The following is a 21,112-nucleotide window of genomic DNA, read 5'->3' as shown; positions in this document are numbered from 1 at the left end:
TTGGCCGGGTGCGATCGAATTCAATCAAGGGAGAAGGCCATGACAGGACAAAACGCACTTCGCGGCGCCATCTTCGGCGCGTTACTCAGCTTCAGCGTGGGCAGCCTCGCCCAACAGATTGTCACCACTTCGGACGTGATCCAGCAGCCGGGCTATCAGACCAGTTGGCAGAACATGGTGAAGGGGCAGGCCCGTTTACCGGGCTGGGCGCGCAAAGGGGTAGGGACTTCAACCCCGGCGCAAAGCCTGAGCTGGAAGGGCCAGGATTATTTGGTGGGCAATGTGTGCAAGCCCCACGACTGTGCCAACAACTTTATGATGGTGGCGTTTAAAGAAGATAAGTCGCAGGCCTGGGCGGTGCGCGTTGAAGTGGCGAACAAGCCGGAAGCGGTTGATCATCCGAAGAAATACGCCAAATACCAATGGCTGGGCAAGCCGGATGAGGACATGAAGGCGCTGCTGAAACAACAGTTTGAGAATAATCCGGACTGGAAATAAGTGGGCTTTAGCGTCGTACGAATCCCCTCACCCTAACCCTCTCCCAAAGGAGAGGGTACAAACGGGCAAGCATTAGTTAATGCGGTCAGCCGATACCGGCCTGATGCAGGTCGTGCAGGTTGATCGCGCCCACCAGTACGCCATCTAGGTTGACCACCGGCGCGGCGCTAATGTGCTGTTCGTGCAATGCTTCCAGTGCTTCTCCGGCGCGCCATTGTTCCGGCAAACGGTAGCCGGGCCGGGTGATCGCCGGGCTTAATGCATCCTGCAGGCTATTGCCTTTCACCAGCCAGCGACGCAGGTCGCCGTCGGTAAACACCCCCACTACTTTCTGCTGTGCGTCGCACACTGGCACCAGTCCCAACCCGGTACGGCTCAGTTCCAGCATCGCTTCCATCACGTTGGCATTTTCACTGACCTGCGGCAGGCGATCGCCAGTGCGCATCAGGTGATGTACCCGGTTCAGCAGGCGTGCGCCCAGGCTGCCGCCCGGATGCGAGCGGGCAAAGTCTTCGGCGTTGAAACCGCGTTGGCGCATCAGCGCCATTGCCAGTGCGTCGCCCATCATCAGCGTATTGACCGCACTGGAGGTCGGTGCCAGCCCCATCGGGCAAGCCTCACGCTCAACGCTGATGTCCAGCATGCAGGCCGCTGCCTGTGCCAGCGGTGACTCTTTGCCACCGGTAATAGCGATCACCGGGATATTATTCTCCGCCAGTAGCGGCAGGATCAGATCCAGTTCTTTGGCGCGGCCGGAGTAGGAGATAAACACCACCACGTCGTCGGCACCGATCATGCCGAGATCGCCGTGCAGTGCCTCCGCCGGGTGGACGAAGAAAGACGGGGTGCCGGTACTGGCCAGCGAGGCGGCAATTTTTTTACCGATATGACCGGATTTACCGATGCCGGAAATCACCGCCTTGCCGCGGCAGTTCAGCAGCAGTTCGCAGGCGCAGACGAAGTTGTCGTCCAGTCGTGCCAGCAGGCGTTGTGCTTCGGTCAACTCAATTTCCAGCGTTTCGCGGGCAAAGGCCAGCAGGGCAGCGGCGTTACTCATCAAAATCTCCTACCAGAATGATATTGATCCCTTTCGCTTGTAGCGCGGCGAGGTAATCCGGGTTGATGTTTTTATCGGTAATCAGCGTGTCTACGGCGCTCAGGTCGCAGACCACGTTCGGGCTTTTGCGGCCAAATTTTGACGAATCCACCAGCAGGATAATACGGCTGGCGGCTTCGCACATCGCCTTGCTGACGTTATGCACTTCGTTAAAGGTGGTGACACCGGCGTTAAGATCCACGCCGTCCGCACCGATAAACAGCTTATCAAAGCTGAACTGTTGGAAAGCCGATTCGGCCAGGCTGCCGTGGAAGGACGCCGATTTTTTGCGGTAAGTGCCGCCGGGCATCAGGATGGTCTGGTCGTTATCCAGCTCTACCAGCGCATTGACGATATGCAGGCTGTTGGTCATCACCGTGATGTTATTGAACTGCGCCAGATGCGGCACCATTTGCAGCACCGTGCTTCCGGCATCGAAAATCAGCGAGTCGCCGTCGTTGATCAGCTTAATGGCGGCGTAGGCGATTTGGCGTTTCTTTTCGGTATTGATGTGGGTTTTGCGGTCGATGGGCTGGTCGCCATCGTCGCGGCTGAGCACCACGCCGCCGTAGGTGCGGATCACCTCTCCTTCGTCTTCCAGCAGGGTGAGATCTTTACGAATGGTGGTGCCGGTGGTGGCGAAATGTGCCGCCAGGGCATCCACTGCCGTTTTGCCATGTCGCTGCAGATATTCAAGGATAGCGGCCTGTCGCTGCTTTGGTTTCATAGCCCGTCCTGTTCACAAGAGTTGAGCATTTCCCTTCAACGAATAATTCAATATGAAAGGTAATGTCTTTTAATGTGAAAATATCATGATTTAGGGGCAATCGCTAACGATAGTGCTGTCTGGCATGCGCGATCCTCGGGGAAGATCACATCCGGGCGCAGATCCCGCTGGTACAGGCCATGCAGCCGGGCGAGCGACCGAGGCTGGGCAAAAATGGTCAGGCCGCGCATCAACATGCTGCCGCAGACCCGTTGTTCGGTATCGAAGGCCAAAGCCAGCACCACCCGTGGCCGAAAGCGCCCGCCAGAACGTCCGACACCGACGCGGCCCAGTTGGCACAGGCCGTCGAAGGCACGGTTGAAACGCTGGAGCTGCCACCAACCGAGCGCGATTTGCAGCAGCCAGGCCAGTACGGCGAAGATGATCAATGCCTGGGTCATAGTGTTTCCTGTTTATTTTCCCTCTCCAGACGGAGAGGGAGGCGTAACCCAATCAGAACATTACCTGACCGCCGGTGATGTTAATCGACTGGCCCGTGCAATAAGACGCTTTATCGCTGGCGTAAAACAGCAGGGTATTCAGCACGTCCTGGTAATCACAACCGCGTTTCAGCGGCACCTTGTCGGTGTAATATTTTTCAACTTCATCCGGCGCAATCCCCAGTTTTTGTGCGTACTGCGGCAGCAGTGACTGGAACATGGGCGACTTCAGCAGGTTGCCGAGCATCAGCGAATGCACGGTGATGCCGTACTCCGCCAGATCGAGCGCCAGTGACTGGGTCAGCCCGACACCGCCGAATTTGGCGGCGCTGTAGCCTGAGTTGTGCTTGCTACCGACCTTGCCGGACTTGGAGTTGATCTGAATGATGCGCCCGGCAACGCCGTCGCGGATCATCAGGCGGGAAAACTCGCGGGCGCAGAGGAAATAGCCCACCAGATTGACCTGCAGCGAGCGATCGAAATCCCCTAGTGGAAAATCGGTGATCGGCGCGGCCTTGGCGATACCGGCGCTGTACACCAGCAGATTGGCCAGGCCAAATTGGCTATCCACCGCTGCCGCCAGGGCAATGACGCTCTGCTCATTGGTGGCATCGGCCTGGAAACCCTGTGCGCAGCCTGCGCCGTATTGGTCGTTAATCTGCTGCGCCACCTGTCGGGCGTTATCCGCGTTTAAATCGGCTACCGCTACGCGGTAACCCGCCTGCGCCAGTCCCAGGCACAAAAATGCACCTAATGTTTGGCCTCCGCCAATCACTACAGCTACTTCAGACATGGTCTACTCCTTATGCGATAAATTTCAGCGTACTGCCTAACGGGATATCAACCGGCGTGGTACCGGCAACGTGGATAGAACCGGGGAATTCGGCCTGATTTTCCCCGTCAAAACGCACGGTAAGGTGGCCCAGTTCACGCAGATTTTGGCTGGCGACCTCGCCAACGGCGGTAATCGGATAACGCTGCTCCGCCAGCTCCATCCAGCCGCCGGTCTGCAGCTCGCCGAGGGTATTGCCGTGCCGGTGGATGAAGCAAAACTCTTCGATGTCTGCCGGTGCCCCCTCACGGAAGGTGATCAGCATGTCGTCCAGCAATGCATCGCGGGCACTGTCGCCAATTTGGGTGATGGTGGTTTGGAAAATGGTGTTCATAGCTAGCCCCTGGCAGTAAGTAAAAGTTATTGGTAGATGAAGGCCGAGGCGGCCCAGGCGATCAGCACCGTAGGTGCGCCGGTCAGGAAACGCCCGACCAAGACCGAAGGGACACCGACCCGCACCGTGTCCTGCTTGGCTTCCGCCAATGACAGACCCACCGGAATAAAGTCACAGGCGGCCTGCGCGTTAATCGCGAACAGGGCGGGCAGCGCCAGCTGCGGCGGGATATGACCCAGACCGATTTGCACCCCGACCAGTACGCCAATCACCTGAGCGATCACCGCGCCAGGGCCGAGGAACGGCGACAGCAGTGGGAAAGAGCAAATCAGTGCCAGCGTCACCAGGCCAATCGGGCTGCTGGCCAATGGCGTCAGGCCGTGGGCGATAAAATCCCCCAAACCGGAGGCCATGATGATGCCGATCAGCGCCGAGACGAACGCCATAAACGGCAGAATGGTTTTCAGTACCGTGTCGATAGTGTCGCGGCCCGACTGGAAGAACACTGCCACTACCGATCCCATGCCCATGCCGACTTTCGCCAACAGGCCGTCGCTCTGTTCGGTGATTTTTTTGCTGGTGTCGTAATCCCGTCCCTTGAGTTGCGGGGCGGGTGCTGCTTGCGCTGTCTCCGTTGCCGATTCCACCCGGCTGATGTTGCTATCACGTACCCCGGAGACGTAAATATCCTCAAGGATAAATTTCGCCAGCGGGCCAGATTGACCGGTAGCGTGGATATTGACCGTTGGAATACGGCGTTTGGGGTACAGGCCGCAGCGCAGGGTGCCGCCACAGTCGATCACCATGACGCCAATTTCATCGGCCGGCGGTTCACCTTCCTTAAAGCCGTCGACGGCCGGCCAGCCGGTCAGTTCACTAAGCCGATCGACGATTGACGGACGGGTACCGGCAGTGATGTACACCACTTTTTTTCCCGGCTCGATCGGTAACTGCAACGGGCCACCCCAGCCGCTATCGCCTTTCTCAATACGGATATAAGCACTCATGCTGTACTCCACGGATTAAAGTTGCACCTGACGGTCCAGGCGGATGCCCATCTTGCGTTCGAACAGGCTGGTGGTGAGATCGGTTACCCAACCGCGGAAAAAGTTGGTAAACAGCCCGACCAGAAAATAACTCACCGCCAGCGGCCCCAGCGGCAGGCCGAGGGTAGTCAGTCCGCTGGCGATCCCGAGGTAAACGAACAGTTCGCCGGGGTTGATATGCGGGAACAGGCCATTCATCGAGTGGCAGCTGTAGGATGCCGCCGCGTAGTAGCTGGGTTTGTATTTCTCGGGCATAAAGCGGCCGAGGCTGAGGGTCATCGGGTTGCAAAACACAAAGGTGCCGATCAGCGGCAGCAGCAGATAGCGTGAAACCGGGTTCCCCGCACAGCGCTGCGCCAAGCGTTCTATACGTTCCTGGCCAACAAATTTGATCAGCGCGTTCATAATGACCAACAGGCTGATTAACAAAGGTAAAATGCCGGTCACCATGCCGACAAACACTTCACCGCCTTTCTGAAACAGGCCGATAAACCATTCGGCGCCGTGGGTGATTAGCTCAATCATTATTGTTCTCCTGAGATGGAAGGTATGGCCTGGAGCGAATGGCAGCTCTGTCGCCATGGGCCTTACACTAATCACTTTATGGATTAATTTGTTTTAAATAGATCACAGTTTGAAAGATAAATATTTTATTGTGAAAGTTAATTATGAAAGAAAAATAACATTAAAGCGCGGTAGCCGTTAGGCAAGGAGGAAAATGGCAGCAGATTAAGGGCATAAAAAAGCCCGGCGAACCGGGCTGGAGGTAACAGATTTTGCGAGTGACGGGATCAGGCGATGGTGACTTTCTTATCCAGATAGGTGTCCTGAACCGCGTTGATCAGCGCGACACCTTCTTTCATCGATTTCTTGAACGCTTTACGCCCCAGAATCAGTCCCATGCCACCTGCGCGCTTGTTGATGACCGCGGTGCGCACCGATTCCTGCAGATCGTTTTCACCAGCGGCCCCGCCGGAGTTAATCAACCCGGCGCGGCCCATATAGCAGTTGGCCAACTGGTAACGCACCAGATCGATCGGGTGATCGGTAGTCAGCTTGCTGTAGACGCGGTCGTCGGTATAACCGAATTTCACCGCGCGGTAACCGCCATTGTTTTCCGCCATTTTCTGCTTAACGATATCGGCACCGATGGTGGCGGCAATATGGTTGGCCTGGCCGGTGAGATCGGCGCTGGAATGATAATCCACGCCGTCTTTGGTAAAGGCTGGATTACGCAGATAAGCCCACAGCACGGTGACCATACCCAGTTCGTGGGCGCGCTCGAAGGCGCTCGAGATCTCTTCAATCTGGCGGCGTGACTGTTCGGAACCAAAGTAAATGGTGGCACCGACCGCGACGGCACCCATGTTGAAGGCCTGCTCGACGCTGGCATACAGGGTCTGGTCGTATTGGGTCGGATAGCTCAGGGTTTCGTTATGGTTCAGTTTGACCAGGAACGGAATTTTGTGGGCATAGCGGCGCGATACTGATGCCAGCACGCCGTAAGTCGAGGCGACGCAGTTACAGCCGGCCTCAATGGCCAGTTCGACGATGTTTTTTGGATCAAAGTACAGCGGGTTGGCGGCGAAAGACGCGCCGGCGGAGTGCTCAATACCCTGATCGACCGGCAGAATCGACAGGTAACCGGTGCCGGCCAGGCGGCCGTGGTTGAGCAGGTTTTGCATCGAACGCAGAACGGTGTTGGGACGGTTATTATCGATCATGATCCGGTCGACAAAGTCGGCGCCCGGCAGGTACAGATTCTCAGCAGGGATGGTAGTACAGCGGTGTTGCAACAGGTCTTCCGCTTCCTTTCCTAACAACTGCGCAATATCAGTCATGATTGTCTCCTGATTAGCTTCTTCATACACCGACAATAAAAACCATAGGGGATATTTATTCACCGGCGTAGTAAAAAGCGGTGATTGAAGCTGTAAAAACGATAGTAATGAAATCCTGATAGCAAGGAGAAACAATAGATGCGATTGAGAGGAAATGCCATTTGCAAAGCCAAATAGCGGGGGACGATCGCTTAATACCGGTCAGTTAAGCAAAGTTCTGAATAAGAATGTATGACGTTGTTTAAGTGGGCGTCCCCCTCTCCAGAGGGAGAGGGCCGGGGTGAGGGGCTTTTGCGTTGTGCTTGACTATTCGGCGTCGAACCACTCGGTATTTTGCAAAGAGATGGGGGTAATGGAGTAGATCATCTCTTGCAGGTGCTCATGGATGGCACGCTCGGCGGCATCGGCATCCTGCGCTTTCAGCGCGGCAAAAATGCGGTAATGCTGCTGCAGCAGGCTTTCCGGCGGTGATACTTCGCTCAGGCTGAGAAAACGCACCCGGTCCATGGTGGCCTTGATGGTTTCTATGGTCTCCCAGGCTAACGGGCATTCGGCAAACTGGGTAAGCAACTGATGAAATTCATCGTCCAGCGCCAGGAATTCACGCGTCTGCTTGTTCTGCGCCGCCAGCTCCTGACGGTGCAAATTATGCTCCAGCGTCATCAACTGTTCCGGTGTGATGCGTTCCGCCGCGCGACGTACAACAGCGCATTCTACGGCCTGACGGATAAAACGCCCATCGGCTACCCGTTTGGCCGAAATCTTCATCACGAAAGTCCCGCGCTGCGGCAGGATCTGCACCAGTCCGGCCTCCGCCAGCTTGATAAAGGCTTCGCGCACCGGTTGGCGTGAAACGCTAAAGCGGGTGGAAATCTCTTTCTCTGACAACAGCGTGCCGGGGGGAATGGTGCAGTCGACGATGTCCTTACGCAGGAAACGGTAGATTTGCTGATTAACCGGAAGGCTATTGGTGAGGCTGTAGGATTCAGACATGGAGACGATCGGTCATCTGGCTGGGATTCGGATGCCACCATACTAGCAGATTATCTTGCTGCCGCGGCGGATAATTCCTAATGCAGCAACCTAACGCTGAGTGGATTCACCCAGCGTTTTATACAGATCAAACTGGCAGTAATCTGGCCACACTCTCTTTGGCACCCTGCGCTAGCAACGCCAGATAGGCATCGGTTACGGCACTGACGAATCGCGGGTTATCAGGAAGATCGTGGCCAAACACCGTATCAAGCTGCAGCAGCGCCAGCACCCGCGGCGGGCCTTCGTGGCTGTTGCCGACCAAATCGGCGAGGCGTTCACTTAAGGGATCGCTGATCTCAATCGTCCGGCCCTGTTCATCCTTGCCACCGACGTAGCGCATCCAACCGGCGACGCCTAAAGCCAGACAGCTGAAATCGCTGCCGTGCGCCAGATGCCAGCGAATGGCGTCCAGCATGCGCTGCGGCAGTTTCTGCGTGCCGTCCATGGCGATCTGCCAGGTTCGGTGCTTTAGCACAGCATTGCGGTAACGGGCCAGGAGTGAGTCTGCGTATTGCGTCAAATCCAGGTCGTGGACCTGCAGCGTCGGTGCCTGCTCTGCCAGCATCAGGTGCCGTGCGGCATTAACGAAACCTTCGTCCTGCATGCAGTCGCTGATATGCGTATAGCCGGCCAAATAACCCAGATAAGCGAGAAACGAATGGCTGCCGTTGAGCATCCGCAGCTTCATTTCTTCGTAGGGCAGCACGTCGCTGACCAGTTCGGCACCGGTCTTTTCCCATGCCGGACGTCCCTGCGGAAAGTTATCTTCGATCACCCATTGGTGGAAGGGCTCACAGGCGACGGCAACCGGATCGGCGATGCCACCGAGTAAAGCCTCGATGTGTTGTCGTGTTTCCACCGTGACAGCCGGGACAATGCGGTCAACCATGGTTGATGGAAACGCGACCTGTTGTTCGACCCAGGTGGCCAGTTCCGCATCCTGCTGCTGAGCCAACTGGCTGAGCACGTTGCGGGTCACCTGACCGTTGGCCGGCATGTTGTCGCAGGACATCACGGCAAACGCCGGCAGCCCTCGTTCCCGCCGTCGCCGCAGTGCGGCCAGGATCAGACCAGGGGCAGATTGCGGGTGCAGCGGGTGGGCTATGTCATGCTGGATATCAGGATGTTCCGCCAGTAACTGGCCGCTGGCAGGCTGGTAACAGTAGCCTTTCTCACTGATGGTCAGCGAAACGATGGCAACCTCCGGCTGCGCCATGGCCTCGAGCACGGCTTCCAGTCCGTCAACCTGCAGGTGTAACGCCTGCCTGACAACGCCGATCACCTGGCCGTGCCAGCCGTCGTTGTCCATTTCGGCGACCGTATACAACAAATTCTGCTGCTGCAGGTCGGCGATTTTTTGCCGGCCGTTGTGCATGCTGATTACGCAGTAACCCCAGTCGCTGGCGTGCTCGTTAGCCAGTTTTTCGGCGTAAACTGCCTGATGCGCACGAAAAAACGCGCCAAAGCCAAGGTGCACGATGCGCGGTTTAATCCTTTCGCGTGAGTAACCCGGTTGCGCAACTGCCATCGGCAGCAGGCTGTTGCTGGAAAGTGTCATGCTGGAGTTCCTGAAAGTGAGGCAGAAAACGGGGCGACATTTGCCACCCCGGATGCGTTAGGGTTTTGAGATTTGCGGTTGCACGCTATTGCGTGGCGCTTTGATCACCAGCAGTACCAGCACCGCCCCGAGCGCGGCCACGCCACCCGCCAGCATAAAGGCGCTGTCGAACTTGCCGGTGTTTTGCACAATGTAGCCGGTCACCACCGGGCCAATGATGCCGGAAACGCTGCCGACCAGATGGATAAAGCCGCTGGCGCCACCGACCCGGGATTTATGCACCACGTCCTGGATAATCGCCCAGTAAATCGCGCCGGTGATGTACAGGAAGAAGATCGACACCGACATCAGCATGACCGCAGGTACCACGCTGCTGACGGTACCTGCCAGCGCCACGCAGACAGCCGCCGCCAGCAGGCTGGTGACCAGCACAATCTTGCGTGACAGCAACAGCTTGCCGGTGATATTGAAGATCTTGTCGGAGATATAGCCACCGAGCGCCAACCCGACAAAGCCGACAATCCACGGGATCATGGTGGTGAGGCTCATTTCCTTGATGTTCAGGTTATGCGCCTGCACCAGGTAAGACGGGAACCAGCTCAGGAAGAAGAACAGAATATAGTTGTAGCAGAAGAAGGCGAACGCGGTGACCAGAATGATGGGCTGCTTCAGGTAGTAACCCAGGCCGTGTGCGGCGTTGCTCAGCTCTTCTTCGGCGCTGTGGGTCTCTTCCTTCATCTGGTTAATCAGCGCCAGTTCCTTATCGCTGACGCGTTTGCTTTTCGCCGGGTTATCCGCCACCACGAAGAACCACACCAGCATCCAGACGATGCCGATCGAACAAATAATCATAAACGCCGGCCGCCAGCCGAACGCCAACGCCAGGTAGCCGACGATCGGCCCGGCCACGGCACCGCCCAAAGGGGAACCGGCACTGAGCAGGCCCATTGCGGTCGCCGCCTGTTTCTTCGGGAACCAGCCGTTGATCATTTTATTGGCGGAGGCGCAGATCGGCCCTTCTGCCATGCCGAACAGCACGCGCAGGATCAGCATGGAATAGAAGCCGGTGGCTAATGCCGTCATGCCACAGAAGATGGACCACAGGCCGACGGCGATGCCGAGTACTAACGTCGGGCCGAACTTGTCTACCGCCAGCCCGCCGATAAAGTTAAAGATGGCGTAACCGAAGAAGAAGCTGCCAAAGATGATGCCGAACTGCTCGGCATTCAACATCAGATCCTTTTCGATCATAGGTACGGTGATCGACAGCGCGACGCGGTCGAGGTAGTTGATCATGTAAACCATAAACAGCAGGAATACGATGGTCCAACGCAGGTTTTTAAACATAAATGCACTCCACTTAATGTTGTTTTAATCGCGAAGTTTCATGGTTGTAGAGGGCGCTTTCCTGCCGCCCTCAGCCCTGGTAAATCAATCAGTCAAATTGCAGCAACACCTTGCAGCAGGTGCGCTGATCTTTTTCGAACATCAGCATCGCCTGTTCGACCTCGTTGGCCGGCACGCAGTGAGTAATGAGTTTCTGCGGGTCGATTTTCCCGCTGGCCATCCAATCGATAACCTGTGGGAAGCGTGCACTGTTAAGACGTGAGGAGAAAATCGACAGCTCTTTACTGGTGATGCTTTGTTGGGTAATGGTGCAGGCATCGCCGGAGAACCCCATGATGCCGATGCGCGCTGCTGGAGAGGCAAGATTGATCGCCTCTTGCAAAATGGCCGGATGGCAGGCGGCGTCGACGATCAACGTCGGGCGAATACCGCGCCGTTCCAGCTCGGCAGGCAATGACGCTTCGGCATTGTTGAATGTCCAGTCGGCGCCGTTTTCCTGTGCCATCACCAGTCGTTCATGGATGCGATCGGTGACGATCACCTGCTTCACGCCGTAGACGCCTTTCAGCGTTTGGATCACCGTTAATCCCATCGGCCCGGCCCCGTAGATCAACGCGATATCATCGGCGTTGGGCTGCAGATGGGCAGTGATATTGGCGGCAATGGTGAAGGGTTCGACCATGGCGGCGTGGCGATCGCTGATGCTGTCCGGAATAGGGTAGGCGTTGCCCGCTGGGGCACAGGCATAATCACTGAAGCCGCCGTCACGATGCACACCGATCACCTGCAGCTCCGTGCAGACGTTGGGACGACCGATAGAGCAAGGATAGCAATGGCCGCAACTGACAACCGGATCGACCGAGACGCGTTCACCGAGCCGCAGTGCGCTGACATCGCTGCCTACCTGATCAATCACGCCAAAAAACTCATGGCCGATCACTCGTGGATAGCGGGCGAACGGGTTATGCCCATGGTAAATATGCACATCAGAACCACAGATACCGGCAAATTTAACCTTTACCCGCACTTCGTTGGCCGCCGGTTGCGGCAGGGGGCGCTGCTGGATAGCCAGCAGGCCGGGCTGTTCAATGACCACGCTTTGCATGGCGCTTTCTCCTGTTACCAGTTCCATAGGGTGCCATCCTCCAGGCGCGCGACCGGCAGATAAGCCGGTTCGTACGGATAACGGGCGGCCAGTTTTTCGTCGAACTCAATGCCCAGCCCCGGTTTGTTGCCAGGGTGCATATAGCCGTCGTTAAAGCTCCAGCTATGTGGGAACACTTCAAGCATTTGTTCGGAGTAACCCATGTATTCCTGGACACCGAAGTTCGGCACCCACAGATCAAAGTGCAGCGCCGCAGCCATGCAGATTGGCGACAGATCGGATGGTCCGTGTGACCCGGTGCGTACCTGATACAGCGAAGCAAAATCGGCGATACGGCGCATGCCGGTAATGCCGCCGGCATGGGTGAGGGTGGTGCGGATATAGTCGATCAGTTGTTCTTCAATCAGCTGTTTGCAGTCCCAGATGCTGTTGAACACTTCGCCGACGGCGATCGGCGTGACGGTGTGCTGGCGGATCAGGCGGAAACATTCCTGATTCTCCGCAGGCGTTGGGTCTTCCATCCAGAACAGGCGGTACTGCTCAATGCTTTTACCGAAGCGCGCCGCCTCGATGGGCGTCAGGCGATGGTGCATGTCGTGCAGCAAGTGCTCATCAAAACCAAAGCGGTTGCGCACCGCTTCGAACAGTTTGGGGGTGAAATCGAGGTATTTCTCCGTTGACCACAGCTGTTCTTCCGGCCAGTTGCCCTTGGTGGCAGGCTCGTAAGCCAGCCCCTTGCCTTTGGCCATGCCGTAGGTGGTTTTCATGCCCGGCACGCCACACTGGGCGCGAATGGCTTTAAAACCCAACTCTTTATGCTTGGCGTAGTCGTCGAGCACTTCGTCGATGGAATGGCCGGTGGTGTGGCAGTAAACCATTACGCCGGTGCGCGATGCGCCGCCGAGTAACTGATACAGCGGCATGTTGGCGGCCTTGCCCTTGATGTCCCATAGCGCCATGTCTACGGCGGAGATGGCCGACATGGTGACCGGGCCGCGCCGCCAGTAAGCGCCTTTATAGAAGAACTGCCAGATGTCTTCGATCTGGTGGGCATCACGGCCAATCAACTGCGGGCAGACGTGATCTTTCAGATAGGACGCCACCGGCAGCTCGCGGCCGTTCAGGGTGGCGTCGCCAATGCCGGTAATTCCGTCGTCAGTGGTAATCTTCAGCGTGACAAAATTCCTGCCAGGGCAGGTCACAAAAACCTCTGCGTTGATAATCTTCATACGTCTAATCCTGTTCCCATGGGGCATCATAATGGACGAAAAATACGCCATGAACTAACTACCATACAAGTATGATTTAATGAATTTGCCGGGGAAGATCACATTTTGTCGTGGAAAAAGAGGGGCAGAACAGAAGACCAACAGGGGGCTCAGCGCACAGGCTGAGCCCTATATTCAGCGGTTATTGGGAAGGCTGGGTTTGCCCAAGCAGCTCGCAGTTGGGGGGCAGACGGCATTCGATGGCGTTCGGCAGCACTTCAATGCGGAAATGCCTGCCTTTGAGCGGTTCGCCGTCGAGATTAAAGGTCATTTCATGGGGCGCATCGATTTCCAGCCACGGCAGGGCAGCACCGATCACGTTTTTGTTTTCTTCATCGTTAAACAGGCTGGCGATCAGTGTCGGTAACAGTTCGTCAGCAGTCAGCAGCCGCAGTTGCAGCAGGCCATCATTGATCAGTGCGTCCGGGCATAATTGCTGCCCGCCACCGGCCTGTTTGCCATTACCGATACCAATCACCAAAGCGTCACCGGACCAATGGAAATCCGGACCGCGGATCTCGCAGCGATCGGCTTTGAGCGTGTCCATGCGGAGCAAGCCGTGGATAAAGTAGGACACGCCGCCCAACGCGGCCTTCAGTTTTTCCGGCGTTTCGGTGGTGATTCGGGTACCAAAACCGCCGGTCGCCATATTGATGAAATAGCGTTGATCGTTAACTTTTGCCAGATCTATCGGGACGGGACGGCCTTTGACCGCCAACCGCAGCGCCTGTTCCGGCATCAGCGGGATATTGCAGGCCATGGCGAAGTCGTTGGCAGTGCCCAACGGCAGAATGCCCAATACCGGCCGTCCTTTAGCCGGTAACGCGGCCAATGCTGCAGCCACCTCATTGATGGTGCCATCGCCACCACCGGCAATCAGCGTGGCCACCCCAAGTTGACAGGCCTCCTGCACATAGCGCGCGGCGTCACCCTGTTCCCAGGTGACGCGAACGTGCAGGGTTTGGTTCTCATCCCGCAATTTCTGTACCGCCAGGCGAACTTCTTCGTTGCCGGCGCCTTTGCCGTTGATGATAAGTAGCGCTGGTGCTGGTGGATGCATTCCCAATATCTCCCGGCTGTTAACAGATAGTGGGCAACGATAAACTACCCATCAGTGGCAATCCATCAGAATATTCAGTTAATTCTGGCTGGTTGCCGTCTGGCAGAGATTATTCCTGCATAATTGACTTAATTTGAGATATGCGAGCTAGATAAGTTAGCGATTATTGTTAATGAAATAAGTAATCGCTGTAGCATTATATTTATATCGCTACAGGGGAAGGTTTTATAAAAATAGATAAAATAACGCTTTGAAAATAGGTGGGTTATATTGGCGGCGCTATAGCGGATATTGAGTTGAAACCAAAGAAAAAGCCAGTCCAAGGGAGATTGGACCGGCTAAGGAGGTGGTTCCTAGTATTGCTATGCAAATATTTTTCGTTCTTAGTTTTAAGCAGCCTGATGTTAACCAAGCTGCGCACTAATTGATGTGATCTAATTCTAATATTTGCCAAAAACCAGCATTAAAAGATAGCGGGCAGAATTTTTACACCGCAGGACTATTGGTCTCCGGCAAATTTCGGATCAGCAATGCGTAATTGAGATCGATATCTGACGGAATGGGTAAATAAACGATATGCCCGTTGCCCGGTGCCACGTCGATCGCTTCACCTTTCTTATTTTGCATGCTCTCCAGGGTAAACAATACGTTACCGCCGGGAGTCATCATCTCGACACTATCGCCGACCATGAACTTGTTTTTCACATCCACTTCTGCCCAACCGTCACGGCGGACGCCGGTGAATTCACCGACAAACTGCTGGCGTTCAGACAGTGAGGAACCGTAATCGTAGTTTTGCTGGGCTTCGTGCACATGACGACGCAGGAAACCTTCGGTGTAACCCCGGTGGGCCAGACCTTCCAGCGTGGTGAGCAGGGTGGGATCGAATGGTTTGCCCGCGACGGCGTCGTCGATGGCGCGGCGATAGACTTGTGCGGTGCGCGCGCAGTAGTAGAAGGATTTGGTGCGGCCTTCGATTTTCAGCGAATGCACGCCGAGCTGAGTCAGGCGTTCCACATGCTGGATGGCACGTAAATCCTTCGAGTTCATGATGTAGGTGCCGTGTTCATCCTCAAATGCGCTCATGTACTCATCCGGTTTTTGCGCTTCGGACAGCATAAACACTTTATCGGTCGGCGCACCGATGCCCAACGTCGGCTCTACGGTTTGTACCGGGATCGGCTCATGCATATGCACGATGTTACCGGTCTCGTCCTCTTTGCCTTCTTCCGCTTTGTACTGCCAGCGGCAGGCGTTGGTGCAGGTGCCCTGATTGGGGTCGCGTTTGTTGATATAACCGGACAACAGGCAGCGGCCGGAGTAGGCCATGCACAGGGCACCGTGGACGAAGATTTCCAGCTCCATTTCCGGTACCTGGGTGCGGATCTCGGCGATCTCCTCCAGCGACAGCTCACGCGACAGGATCACTCGCGTCAGCCCCATTTGCTGCCAGAATTTCACCGTCGCCCAGTTAACCGCGTTCGCCTGTACCGACAAATGAATGTCCATCTGCGGGAAGGCTTCGCGCACCATCATGATCAGGCCTGGATCGGACATGATCAGCGCGTCCGGGCCCATGTCGATCACCGGTTTAAGATCGCGCAGGAAGGTTTTCAGCTTGGCGTTGTGCGGGGCGATATTCACCACCACGTAGAATCTTTTGCCCAGCGCGTGGGCTTCGTTAATCCCCTGTGCCAGATTCTCGTGATTGAATTCGTTATTGCGCACCCGCAGGCTGTAACGCGGTTGGCCGGCATAAACGGCGTCCGCACCATAGGCAAAGGCGTAACGCATGTTTTTCAGCGTCCCCGCCGGGGAGAGGAGTTCCGGTGTAAACATAATGAGTCTCGGTCTGATTTCAGGTCAGTACTGCACCACCAAATGGCGCAGTAAAAGCGGGGGATTGTAGCGACAGAGTGGCAAGAAATCAGCAGGTAACCGGATTTATTACAGGGAGATTGATCCTGGTCATAAGAAAAACGCGCGATGGCGACCATCGCGCGTCGCTCAGATGATGTTATGCGCTCAAATCGCGCACGTCGGTGCTCGGGCCGTTTTTGATTACCGACTGAATGCCGTTTTTTGCAGCAGTTTCAGAGCTGTACATTTCGCTGACGCCGATCACCTGATGGTTTTTGGCCTTCAGCACAAAGTAAGGCTGATTGCTGGTACTGTGCTTGATTTCATATTGCGCTTCGTGGGGAGAATTGGTTTGCACCGAGGCAATGCCATTCTCCGCCGAGGCCTTGCTGGCGTACATCTCACTGGCCAGAATGATTTCGCCATTACTGGCTTTCAGGTTGAAGTGGTACTGTCCATTCTTTGCTTTTTTCAGCTCATAGTGACCGATTGCCATGGTTCCTCTCCTGTGGGTTCCGATAAGTGATGTAAGTGTAGCCAATAGCTTGAAATTGGGCGGCTAATAAACCTGACTTGCGCACCATAGCGCAAAAAACAGGCGATTTTTTTGCGCTGGCGTTGAGTTTCAGCCAGCGAAAAGTGCTGTAGCACGAGAAGCTAATGGCGGATTGTGATGCTGAAAGTTTGCGCAGCTGGCCGCATTATTGCCAAGGCAGTATTTCGCCGGCGGCGATGACGCGCTAAGGTTGGCCCGCTGTGCAAGTGGTGGTTAAAAAATGATCGCAGCATCTTGGCATCGAAGCTCAACAGGCATATGCTTAGGCCTATGCCTGTCAGAGGAGATGAAAATGGAAAGAGTCGCGAAGCTGTTTAAAAACGGCAGAAATCAGGCGGTGAGATTACCCGTGGAATTCGAATTCGATACAGATCGCGTGTATATCCGCCGCGATCGGGAGGGAAACGTGATTTTATCGAAATATCCGGCGAAACCTGATAGTTGGGCTCCGCTGCTGCAAATGATCGCACAAACGCAGGTACCGCAGGACTTCCTGACCGCGGAGGATCGTCAGCAAGGGATGGCCACCCGCGATCCCTTTGCCGGGGAAGAATAATCATGTATATGTTTGATACCAATACGGTCAGCCAGCTCTTTCGCAGGCACCCTCGTCTGCTCGGCTTAATGGAAAAGATCCCGCCTTCTGCGGTCTGCATTTCCAGTATTACCGAGGCTGAATTGCTCTATGGTGTCGCCAAACGGCAGAGTCTGACGCTGAAAGCGACGGTTGCGGCATTCCTTGATTCCGTGACGGTCTATGCCTGGGACAGTGAAGCCGCGCATTGCTATGGCGCTATGCGGGCGGAGATGACAAAAAACGGGCGGGTGATGGGGGCTTTGGATCAGCTTATTGCCGCACACGCGCAGAGCCGCGGTGCGACGATTGTGACTAACGATAAGGCGTTCGCCATGGTGCCAGGCCTGGCAGTGGAAGACTGGACTTAAAGCCCATTCACCAGCCGGCAAGGCTCGGCTTCCCAGCGATAGCCCACGCCGTACACCGAACGGATAAAGGACTTCTCGCCGTCGATCAGTTCCAGCTTGCGCCGCAGGTTTTTGATATGGCTGTCGATGGTACGGTCGGTGACGACCCGGTAGTCGTCATACAGATTATTCAGCAGTTGCTCACGTGAGAACACGTTGCCCGGTTGGCTGGCCAGCGTTTTCAGCAGGCGAAATTCTGCCGGGGTGAGATCCAGCATTTGGCCCTGATAGCTGGCCTGAAAGCGTGGTTCATCAATGTGAAGCTGAGTTTCTTCCTGCGTATTATCCAACGGGCGGTAGCAACGGCGCAGAATGGTTTTCACCCTGGCGACCACTTCACGCGGGCTGTAAGGTTTACAGATGTAATCATCTGCGCCGATCTCCAGCCCCAGCAGGCGATCGATCTCCTCGATTTTCGCCGTCACCATCACCACCGGAATATCGGTAAAACGGCGCAGTTCGCGGCAAACCGTTAACCCGTCGCTGCCCGGCAGCATCAAATCCAGCAGGATCAAGGCAGGGGAATGGGCATGTACCGCCGGCACCACCTCACTGCCATTGGTCAGCCAGTGCGTGGCGTATCCCGCAGCCTGCAGGTAGTCCACCAGCAGTTGGCCGAGCTTGGGTTCATCTTCAACAATCATAATTTGCAACGGCTGGTTCTGGGTTTCCATCATGACGCCTTATTCATTACCGGGGTGGCGAATTCTACAGTAATCCGCACGCCGCCCAAAGGCGAGTGCTGTGCGTAGATCTTCCCGTTGTGTGCTTCCACTATGTTTTGACAGATCGATAGCCCCAGTCCGGAGCCGCCGCTGGCGCGATTACGCGAACCTTCGGTACGGTAGAAACGTTCAAAAATGAGTGCCAGCTGCTCGTCATTGACGCCCGGTGCGCTGTCCTGCCAATAGATTAGCAGGCGGCCCGGCAACGATTCTGCACCGATCTCCAGCTTACCCTCGGCATCGGTATAACGCAGGCTGTTTTCCAGCAGGTTATTAAACAGTTGATTAAGCCTGTCGGGATCGCCAAACAGCGGTGCCTGCTCTGGTAGCAGTGTCACGATCTCCAGCCCTTTAGCGTGGAACCGGTCGCGGAAGCTGGCGACCGCAACTTGCAGCAGGTGCACACAGTCGAGCGGTGATTTACGGTAGGCGAGCGCGCCGAGATCGGATAACGACAGTTGATGCAGGTCATCGACCAGCTTGGTCAGGGTGGCGACTTCCGCCAGCAGTGAGCTGAGTGAGGCCGGGGTGGGCTGACGCACGCCATCTTGCAAGGCTTCGAGTTCGCCACGCAACACTGCCAGCGGGGTGCGTAATTCGTGCGAGACGTCGGCCATCACGGCGCGTCGCATCTGCTCATTTTTTTCCAGTGAGGTGGCAAGCTGGTTAAAGTCCAGCGCCAGTCGCCCCAGTTCATCCTGGCTGCTGACCGCCACGCGGGTGCTGAAATCTCCCGCCGCCAGCCGATGGGTACCCGCTACCAGGCGTTTGACCGGCGCCAGTAATCCGCGCGACATCAGCCAGGTCACCGCCGCAGCCAACAGGGTGGAGAGGGCGACAATCATCCAACTGGTGCGTCTTTGCTGTTGGTCGAAGTTGATGTCGGTATTGCGCGTCAGCCTCTCTACCGGGGTGGTGAGCACCCAGCCGACAATTTCATTGTTGTAGCGGATGGGATGACGCGGGCCTTCCTTTGGCAGCGGGCCGGAATGCCCCACCAGCCGGTTAAACTGGCTGTCCACCACCCAGAACTGGGTACGCCAGCCCTTGGGCGGCAGATTGTGGCTGCTGTCGCTGTTTTGTTCGAACGAACGCATGATCTGGTAAACCACCTGATCGTTATTACGCAGAAAGACCCAGTTACCGTGGTGACTGTATTGTTCTTCCAGCGCTTCACTCAGCATGTTGATGCGCTGCTCGTTACTGTTCTTGATGTAGTCGATAAACCCGCGTTCGAAGCTGACACGCACACCCCAGTGCATGGTGATTAACACCAGCATGCAGGTGGCGAAAATCGCCATGAACAGTTTACCGGTAATGCCTATTTTCATTGTTGCAACCTCGTGGAGCCTGTGCCCGGCTCTTTGGTCAGCGTACGGTTAGTGGTGGTATCCGCCGGGACGCGGGCGAAGGCCAACGCAGGCAGGGCGATGATTAATGCCATGCAGCAGTAGCTGTAAATAAACGCGCTGTGGATAGCCGGGCTGTCGGTGATCACCTGATGATGGGCGAAGCTGCCGATCAGAATACCGGCGATACTGACGCCAAGGCTCATCGACAGTTGCATCACCATCGACAGCAGGCTGTTGCCGCTGCTGGCCAACCGGTCCGGTAAATCTTTCAGCGTCAGGGTATTCATCGCCGAGAAGCGCAGTGAGTTAACCATGCCCTGGAAGAACAGCACCACCGGCAGCAGCCAGATCCAGCCGAGCATGGCCACCAGCGGGAAACTCAGGCTGATCAGCGCCAGCATCAGCGTCGCGGCTACCAGCACGTTGCGGTACCCAAAACGGTTAACCACGCGCACCACTATGCGTTTCATCCCCATGCTGCCGATGATCATCGGGATCATCATCAGCCCGGCGTGGAACGGGGAAAAGCCCATCCCGACCTGCATAAACAGCGGCGTCATAAACGGCAGCATGCCGCTGCCGATACGGCCCAGCAGGCTGGCTGTCAGCCCGACCTTATAGGTCCGGTTTTTGAACAGCCGCAGCGAGAACAGGGCCCGGCTGTTGCCGTGTGCATGCCACCAGTATCCCGCTAGCGCCGCTACGCCAGCCACCACCAGCCCGGCGATGGCGGTAGCGGACAGCCCCATGCCTTTGTGGCCGTCAAGCGCCAGCGTCAGCGTCGCCATCCCGACTGCCAGCAGGATAAAGCCGCTGATGTCGAAGCGCCGGGTCTGCATGCGGTAGTTGGGCATTAGCAGCAGCGTGGCGATGGCCCCGGCGATCCCCACCGGAATATTAATCAGGAAAATCCAGTGCCAGCTGGCGTACTGCACCAAAAAACCACCCAGCGCCGGCCCCATCAGCGGGCCGATTTGGCCGGGCAGGGTGACGAAGGTCATCGCCGCCATATACTGTTCGCGCGGGACGATTTTCATCACCGTCAACCGGCCGACCGGCACCATCATTGCGCCCCCGATGCCCTGAACCACGCGTGAGGCGATCAGTTCGTTGAGCGTTTCGGAACGGGCGCACAGGATCGAACCCAGCGTGAACAGCACGATAGCGCTGAAGAACACTCGCTGGACGCCAACCCGATCCGCCAGCCAGCCGCTGGCAGGCAACATGACCGCCACCGTCAGCACATAGGAGACGATCACCGACTGCATGCGCAACGGGTTCTCCCCCAGGCTGACGGCCATCGACGGCAGGGCGGTGTTGACGATGGTGGTGTCCAGCGTCTGCATAAAAAAGCCGAATGCCACAATCCAGAGTTGCCACTGTACGGAGGCGGTGTGTTTTATAAGCAT

General features: G+C 56.3%; 22 protein-coding genes. 3 read left to right on the top strand and 19 right to left on the bottom strand.

The genetic code is table 11. The annotated features are described in order from the left end of the window. The first annotated feature begins 39 nt into the window (after positions 1 to 39). Positions 40 to 498 carry an inhibitor of vertebrate lysozyme family protein gene (locus ACSOSI_RS19095; protein ID WP_112348646.1) on the top strand — a complete coding sequence of 153 codons (459 nt, stop codon included), beginning with the start codon at positions 40 to 42 and terminating at the stop codon, positions 496 to 498. An 85-nt stretch (positions 499 to 583) separates the two neighbouring features. On the opposite strand, the gene gutQ is transcribed toward ACSOSI_RS19095, so the two are convergent. The 16 genes from gutQ to ACSOSI_RS19015 form a co-directional block, all read right to left on the bottom strand. Then, entirely contained in the window at positions 584 to 1,555 is a 972-nt protein-coding gene (gene gutQ, locus ACSOSI_RS19090) for an arabinose-5-phosphate isomerase GutQ (protein ID WP_112348647.1), read from the bottom strand. Continuing rightward, the gene (gene srlR / locus ACSOSI_RS19085; protein WP_099062630.1) at positions 1,548 to 2,321 is read right to left on the bottom strand and encodes a glucitol operon DNA-binding transcriptional repressor SrlR; all 774 of its coding nucleotides are present in this window, start codon (positions 2,319 to 2,321) and stop codon (positions 1,548 to 1,550) included. Before srlR ends, gutQ begins: the two co-directional genes overlap by 8 nt. Positions 2,322 to 2,404: 83 nt before the next feature. Next, positions 2,405 to 2,761, bottom strand: coding sequence for a transcriptional regulator GutM (gutM, locus tag ACSOSI_RS19080; protein ID WP_112348648.1), 357 nt, complete (start codon positions 2,759 to 2,761; stop codon positions 2,405 to 2,407). A 52-nt stretch (positions 2,762 to 2,813) separates the two neighbouring features. Continuing rightward, positions 2,814 to 3,593 (bottom strand): sorbitol-6-phosphate dehydrogenase, encoded by a 780-nt coding sequence (gene srlD, locus ACSOSI_RS19075; protein WP_112348649.1) that lies wholly within the window; start codon positions 3,591 to 3,593, stop codon positions 2,814 to 2,816. Between the two features lie 10 nt (positions 3,594 to 3,603). Beyond that, on the bottom strand, positions 3,604 to 3,966 hold the full coding sequence (srlB, locus tag ACSOSI_RS19070; protein ID WP_099062627.1) for a PTS glucitol/sorbitol transporter subunit IIA: 363 nt from the start codon (positions 3,964 to 3,966) through the stop codon (positions 3,604 to 3,606). A 26-nt stretch (positions 3,967 to 3,992) separates the two neighbouring features. Further along, the gene (gene srlE / locus ACSOSI_RS19065) at positions 3,993 to 4,973 is read right to left on the bottom strand and encodes a PTS glucitol/sorbitol transporter subunit IIB (RefSeq protein ID WP_476705953.1); all 981 of its coding nucleotides are present in this window, start codon (positions 4,971 to 4,973) and stop codon (positions 3,993 to 3,995) included. 15 nt (positions 4,974 to 4,988) lie between these two features. After that, complete coding sequence (gene srlA / locus ACSOSI_RS19060) at positions 4,989 to 5,537, bottom strand: PTS glucitol/sorbitol transporter subunit IIC (RefSeq protein WP_004941528.1); 549 nt, start codon at positions 5,535 to 5,537, stop codon at positions 4,989 to 4,991. A gap of 266 nt (positions 5,538 to 5,803) precedes the next feature. Further along, on the bottom strand, positions 5,804 to 6,853 hold the full coding sequence (gene fbaB / locus ACSOSI_RS19055) for a class I fructose-bisphosphate aldolase (protein WP_085118187.1): 1,050 nt from the start codon (positions 6,851 to 6,853) through the stop codon (positions 5,804 to 5,806). 306 nt (positions 6,854 to 7,159) lie between these two features. Then, positions 7,160 to 7,846 (bottom strand): GntR family transcriptional regulator, encoded by a 687-nt coding sequence (locus ACSOSI_RS19050; RefSeq protein ID WP_476705952.1) that lies wholly within the window; start codon positions 7,844 to 7,846, stop codon positions 7,160 to 7,162. A gap of 127 nt (positions 7,847 to 7,973) precedes the next feature. Further along, positions 7,974 to 9,446: a mannitol dehydrogenase family protein gene (locus ACSOSI_RS19045; RefSeq protein WP_476705951.1), complete on the bottom strand. Its 1,473-nt coding sequence runs from the start codon at positions 9,444 to 9,446 to the stop codon at positions 7,974 to 7,976. Positions 9,447 to 9,503: 57 nt separating this feature from the next. After that, a complete protein-coding gene (locus ACSOSI_RS19040) occupies positions 9,504 to 10,793 on the bottom strand; it encodes an MFS transporter (protein WP_012146274.1) in 1,290 nt (429 codons plus the stop codon). 88 nt (positions 10,794 to 10,881) lie between these two features. After that, on the bottom strand, positions 10,882 to 11,898 hold the full coding sequence (locus ACSOSI_RS19035; protein WP_476707283.1) for a Zn-dependent oxidoreductase: 1,017 nt from the start codon (positions 11,896 to 11,898) through the stop codon (positions 10,882 to 10,884). A gap of 14 nt (positions 11,899 to 11,912) precedes the next feature. Then, complete coding sequence (manD, locus tag ACSOSI_RS19030; RefSeq protein ID WP_259191043.1) at positions 11,913 to 13,127, bottom strand: D-mannonate dehydratase ManD; 1,215 nt, start codon at positions 13,125 to 13,127, stop codon at positions 11,913 to 11,915. A gap of 181 nt (positions 13,128 to 13,308) precedes the next feature. Continuing rightward, positions 13,309 to 14,226, bottom strand: a complete 918-nt coding sequence (gene yegS, locus ACSOSI_RS19025) for a lipid kinase YegS (RefSeq protein ID WP_476705950.1) — start codon at positions 14,224 to 14,226, stop codon at positions 13,309 to 13,311. A gap of 486 nt (positions 14,227 to 14,712) precedes the next feature. Further along, positions 14,713 to 16,065: a prephenate-dependent tRNA uridine(34) hydroxylase TrhP gene (trhP, locus tag ACSOSI_RS19020; protein WP_112364037.1), complete on the bottom strand. Its 1,353-nt coding sequence runs from the start codon at positions 16,063 to 16,065 to the stop codon at positions 14,713 to 14,715. Positions 16,066 to 16,243: 178 nt separating this feature from the next. Continuing rightward, complete coding sequence (locus ACSOSI_RS19015) at positions 16,244 to 16,582, bottom strand: YegP family protein (RefSeq protein WP_112364038.1); 339 nt, start codon at positions 16,580 to 16,582, stop codon at positions 16,244 to 16,246. A 352-nt stretch (positions 16,583 to 16,934) separates the two neighbouring features. On the opposite strand from ACSOSI_RS19015, the gene ACSOSI_RS19010 reads away from it, so the two are divergent. After that, positions 16,935 to 17,198 (top strand): antitoxin, encoded by a 264-nt coding sequence (locus ACSOSI_RS19010; protein WP_012146268.1) that lies wholly within the window; start codon positions 16,935 to 16,937, stop codon positions 17,196 to 17,198. Between the two features lie 2 nt (positions 17,199 to 17,200). Next, positions 17,201 to 17,587 (top strand): type II toxin-antitoxin system VapC family toxin, encoded by a 387-nt coding sequence (locus ACSOSI_RS19005; RefSeq protein WP_012146267.1) that lies wholly within the window; start codon positions 17,201 to 17,203, stop codon positions 17,585 to 17,587. Here ACSOSI_RS19005 and baeR read toward each other — a convergent pair. Genes baeR through mdtD form a run of 3 tightly spaced genes read right to left on the bottom strand, consistent with a single transcriptional unit; the run spans position 17,584 to position 21,112 of the window. Then, on the bottom strand, positions 17,584 to 18,300 hold the full coding sequence (gene baeR, locus ACSOSI_RS19000; protein WP_041418654.1) for an envelope stress response regulator BaeR: 717 nt from the start codon (positions 18,298 to 18,300) through the stop codon (positions 17,584 to 17,586). The genes ACSOSI_RS19005 and baeR overlap by 4 nt on opposite strands. Continuing rightward, a complete protein-coding gene (baeS, locus tag ACSOSI_RS18995) occupies positions 18,300 to 19,682 on the bottom strand; it encodes an envelope stress sensor histidine kinase BaeS (RefSeq protein WP_012146265.1) in 1,383 nt (460 codons plus the stop codon). Before baeS ends, baeR begins: the two co-directional genes overlap by 1 nt. Further along, positions 19,679 to 21,112 (bottom strand): multidrug transporter subunit MdtD, encoded by a 1,434-nt coding sequence (mdtD, locus tag ACSOSI_RS18990; protein WP_476705949.1) that lies wholly within the window; start codon positions 21,110 to 21,112, stop codon positions 19,679 to 19,681. Before mdtD ends, baeS begins: the two co-directional genes overlap by 4 nt.

Source organism: Serratia sp. AR11 (assembly GCF_056376275.1).
Note: the sequence above shows the minus strand (reverse complement) of the source record. Positions and strands in the feature narration are given on the sequence as shown.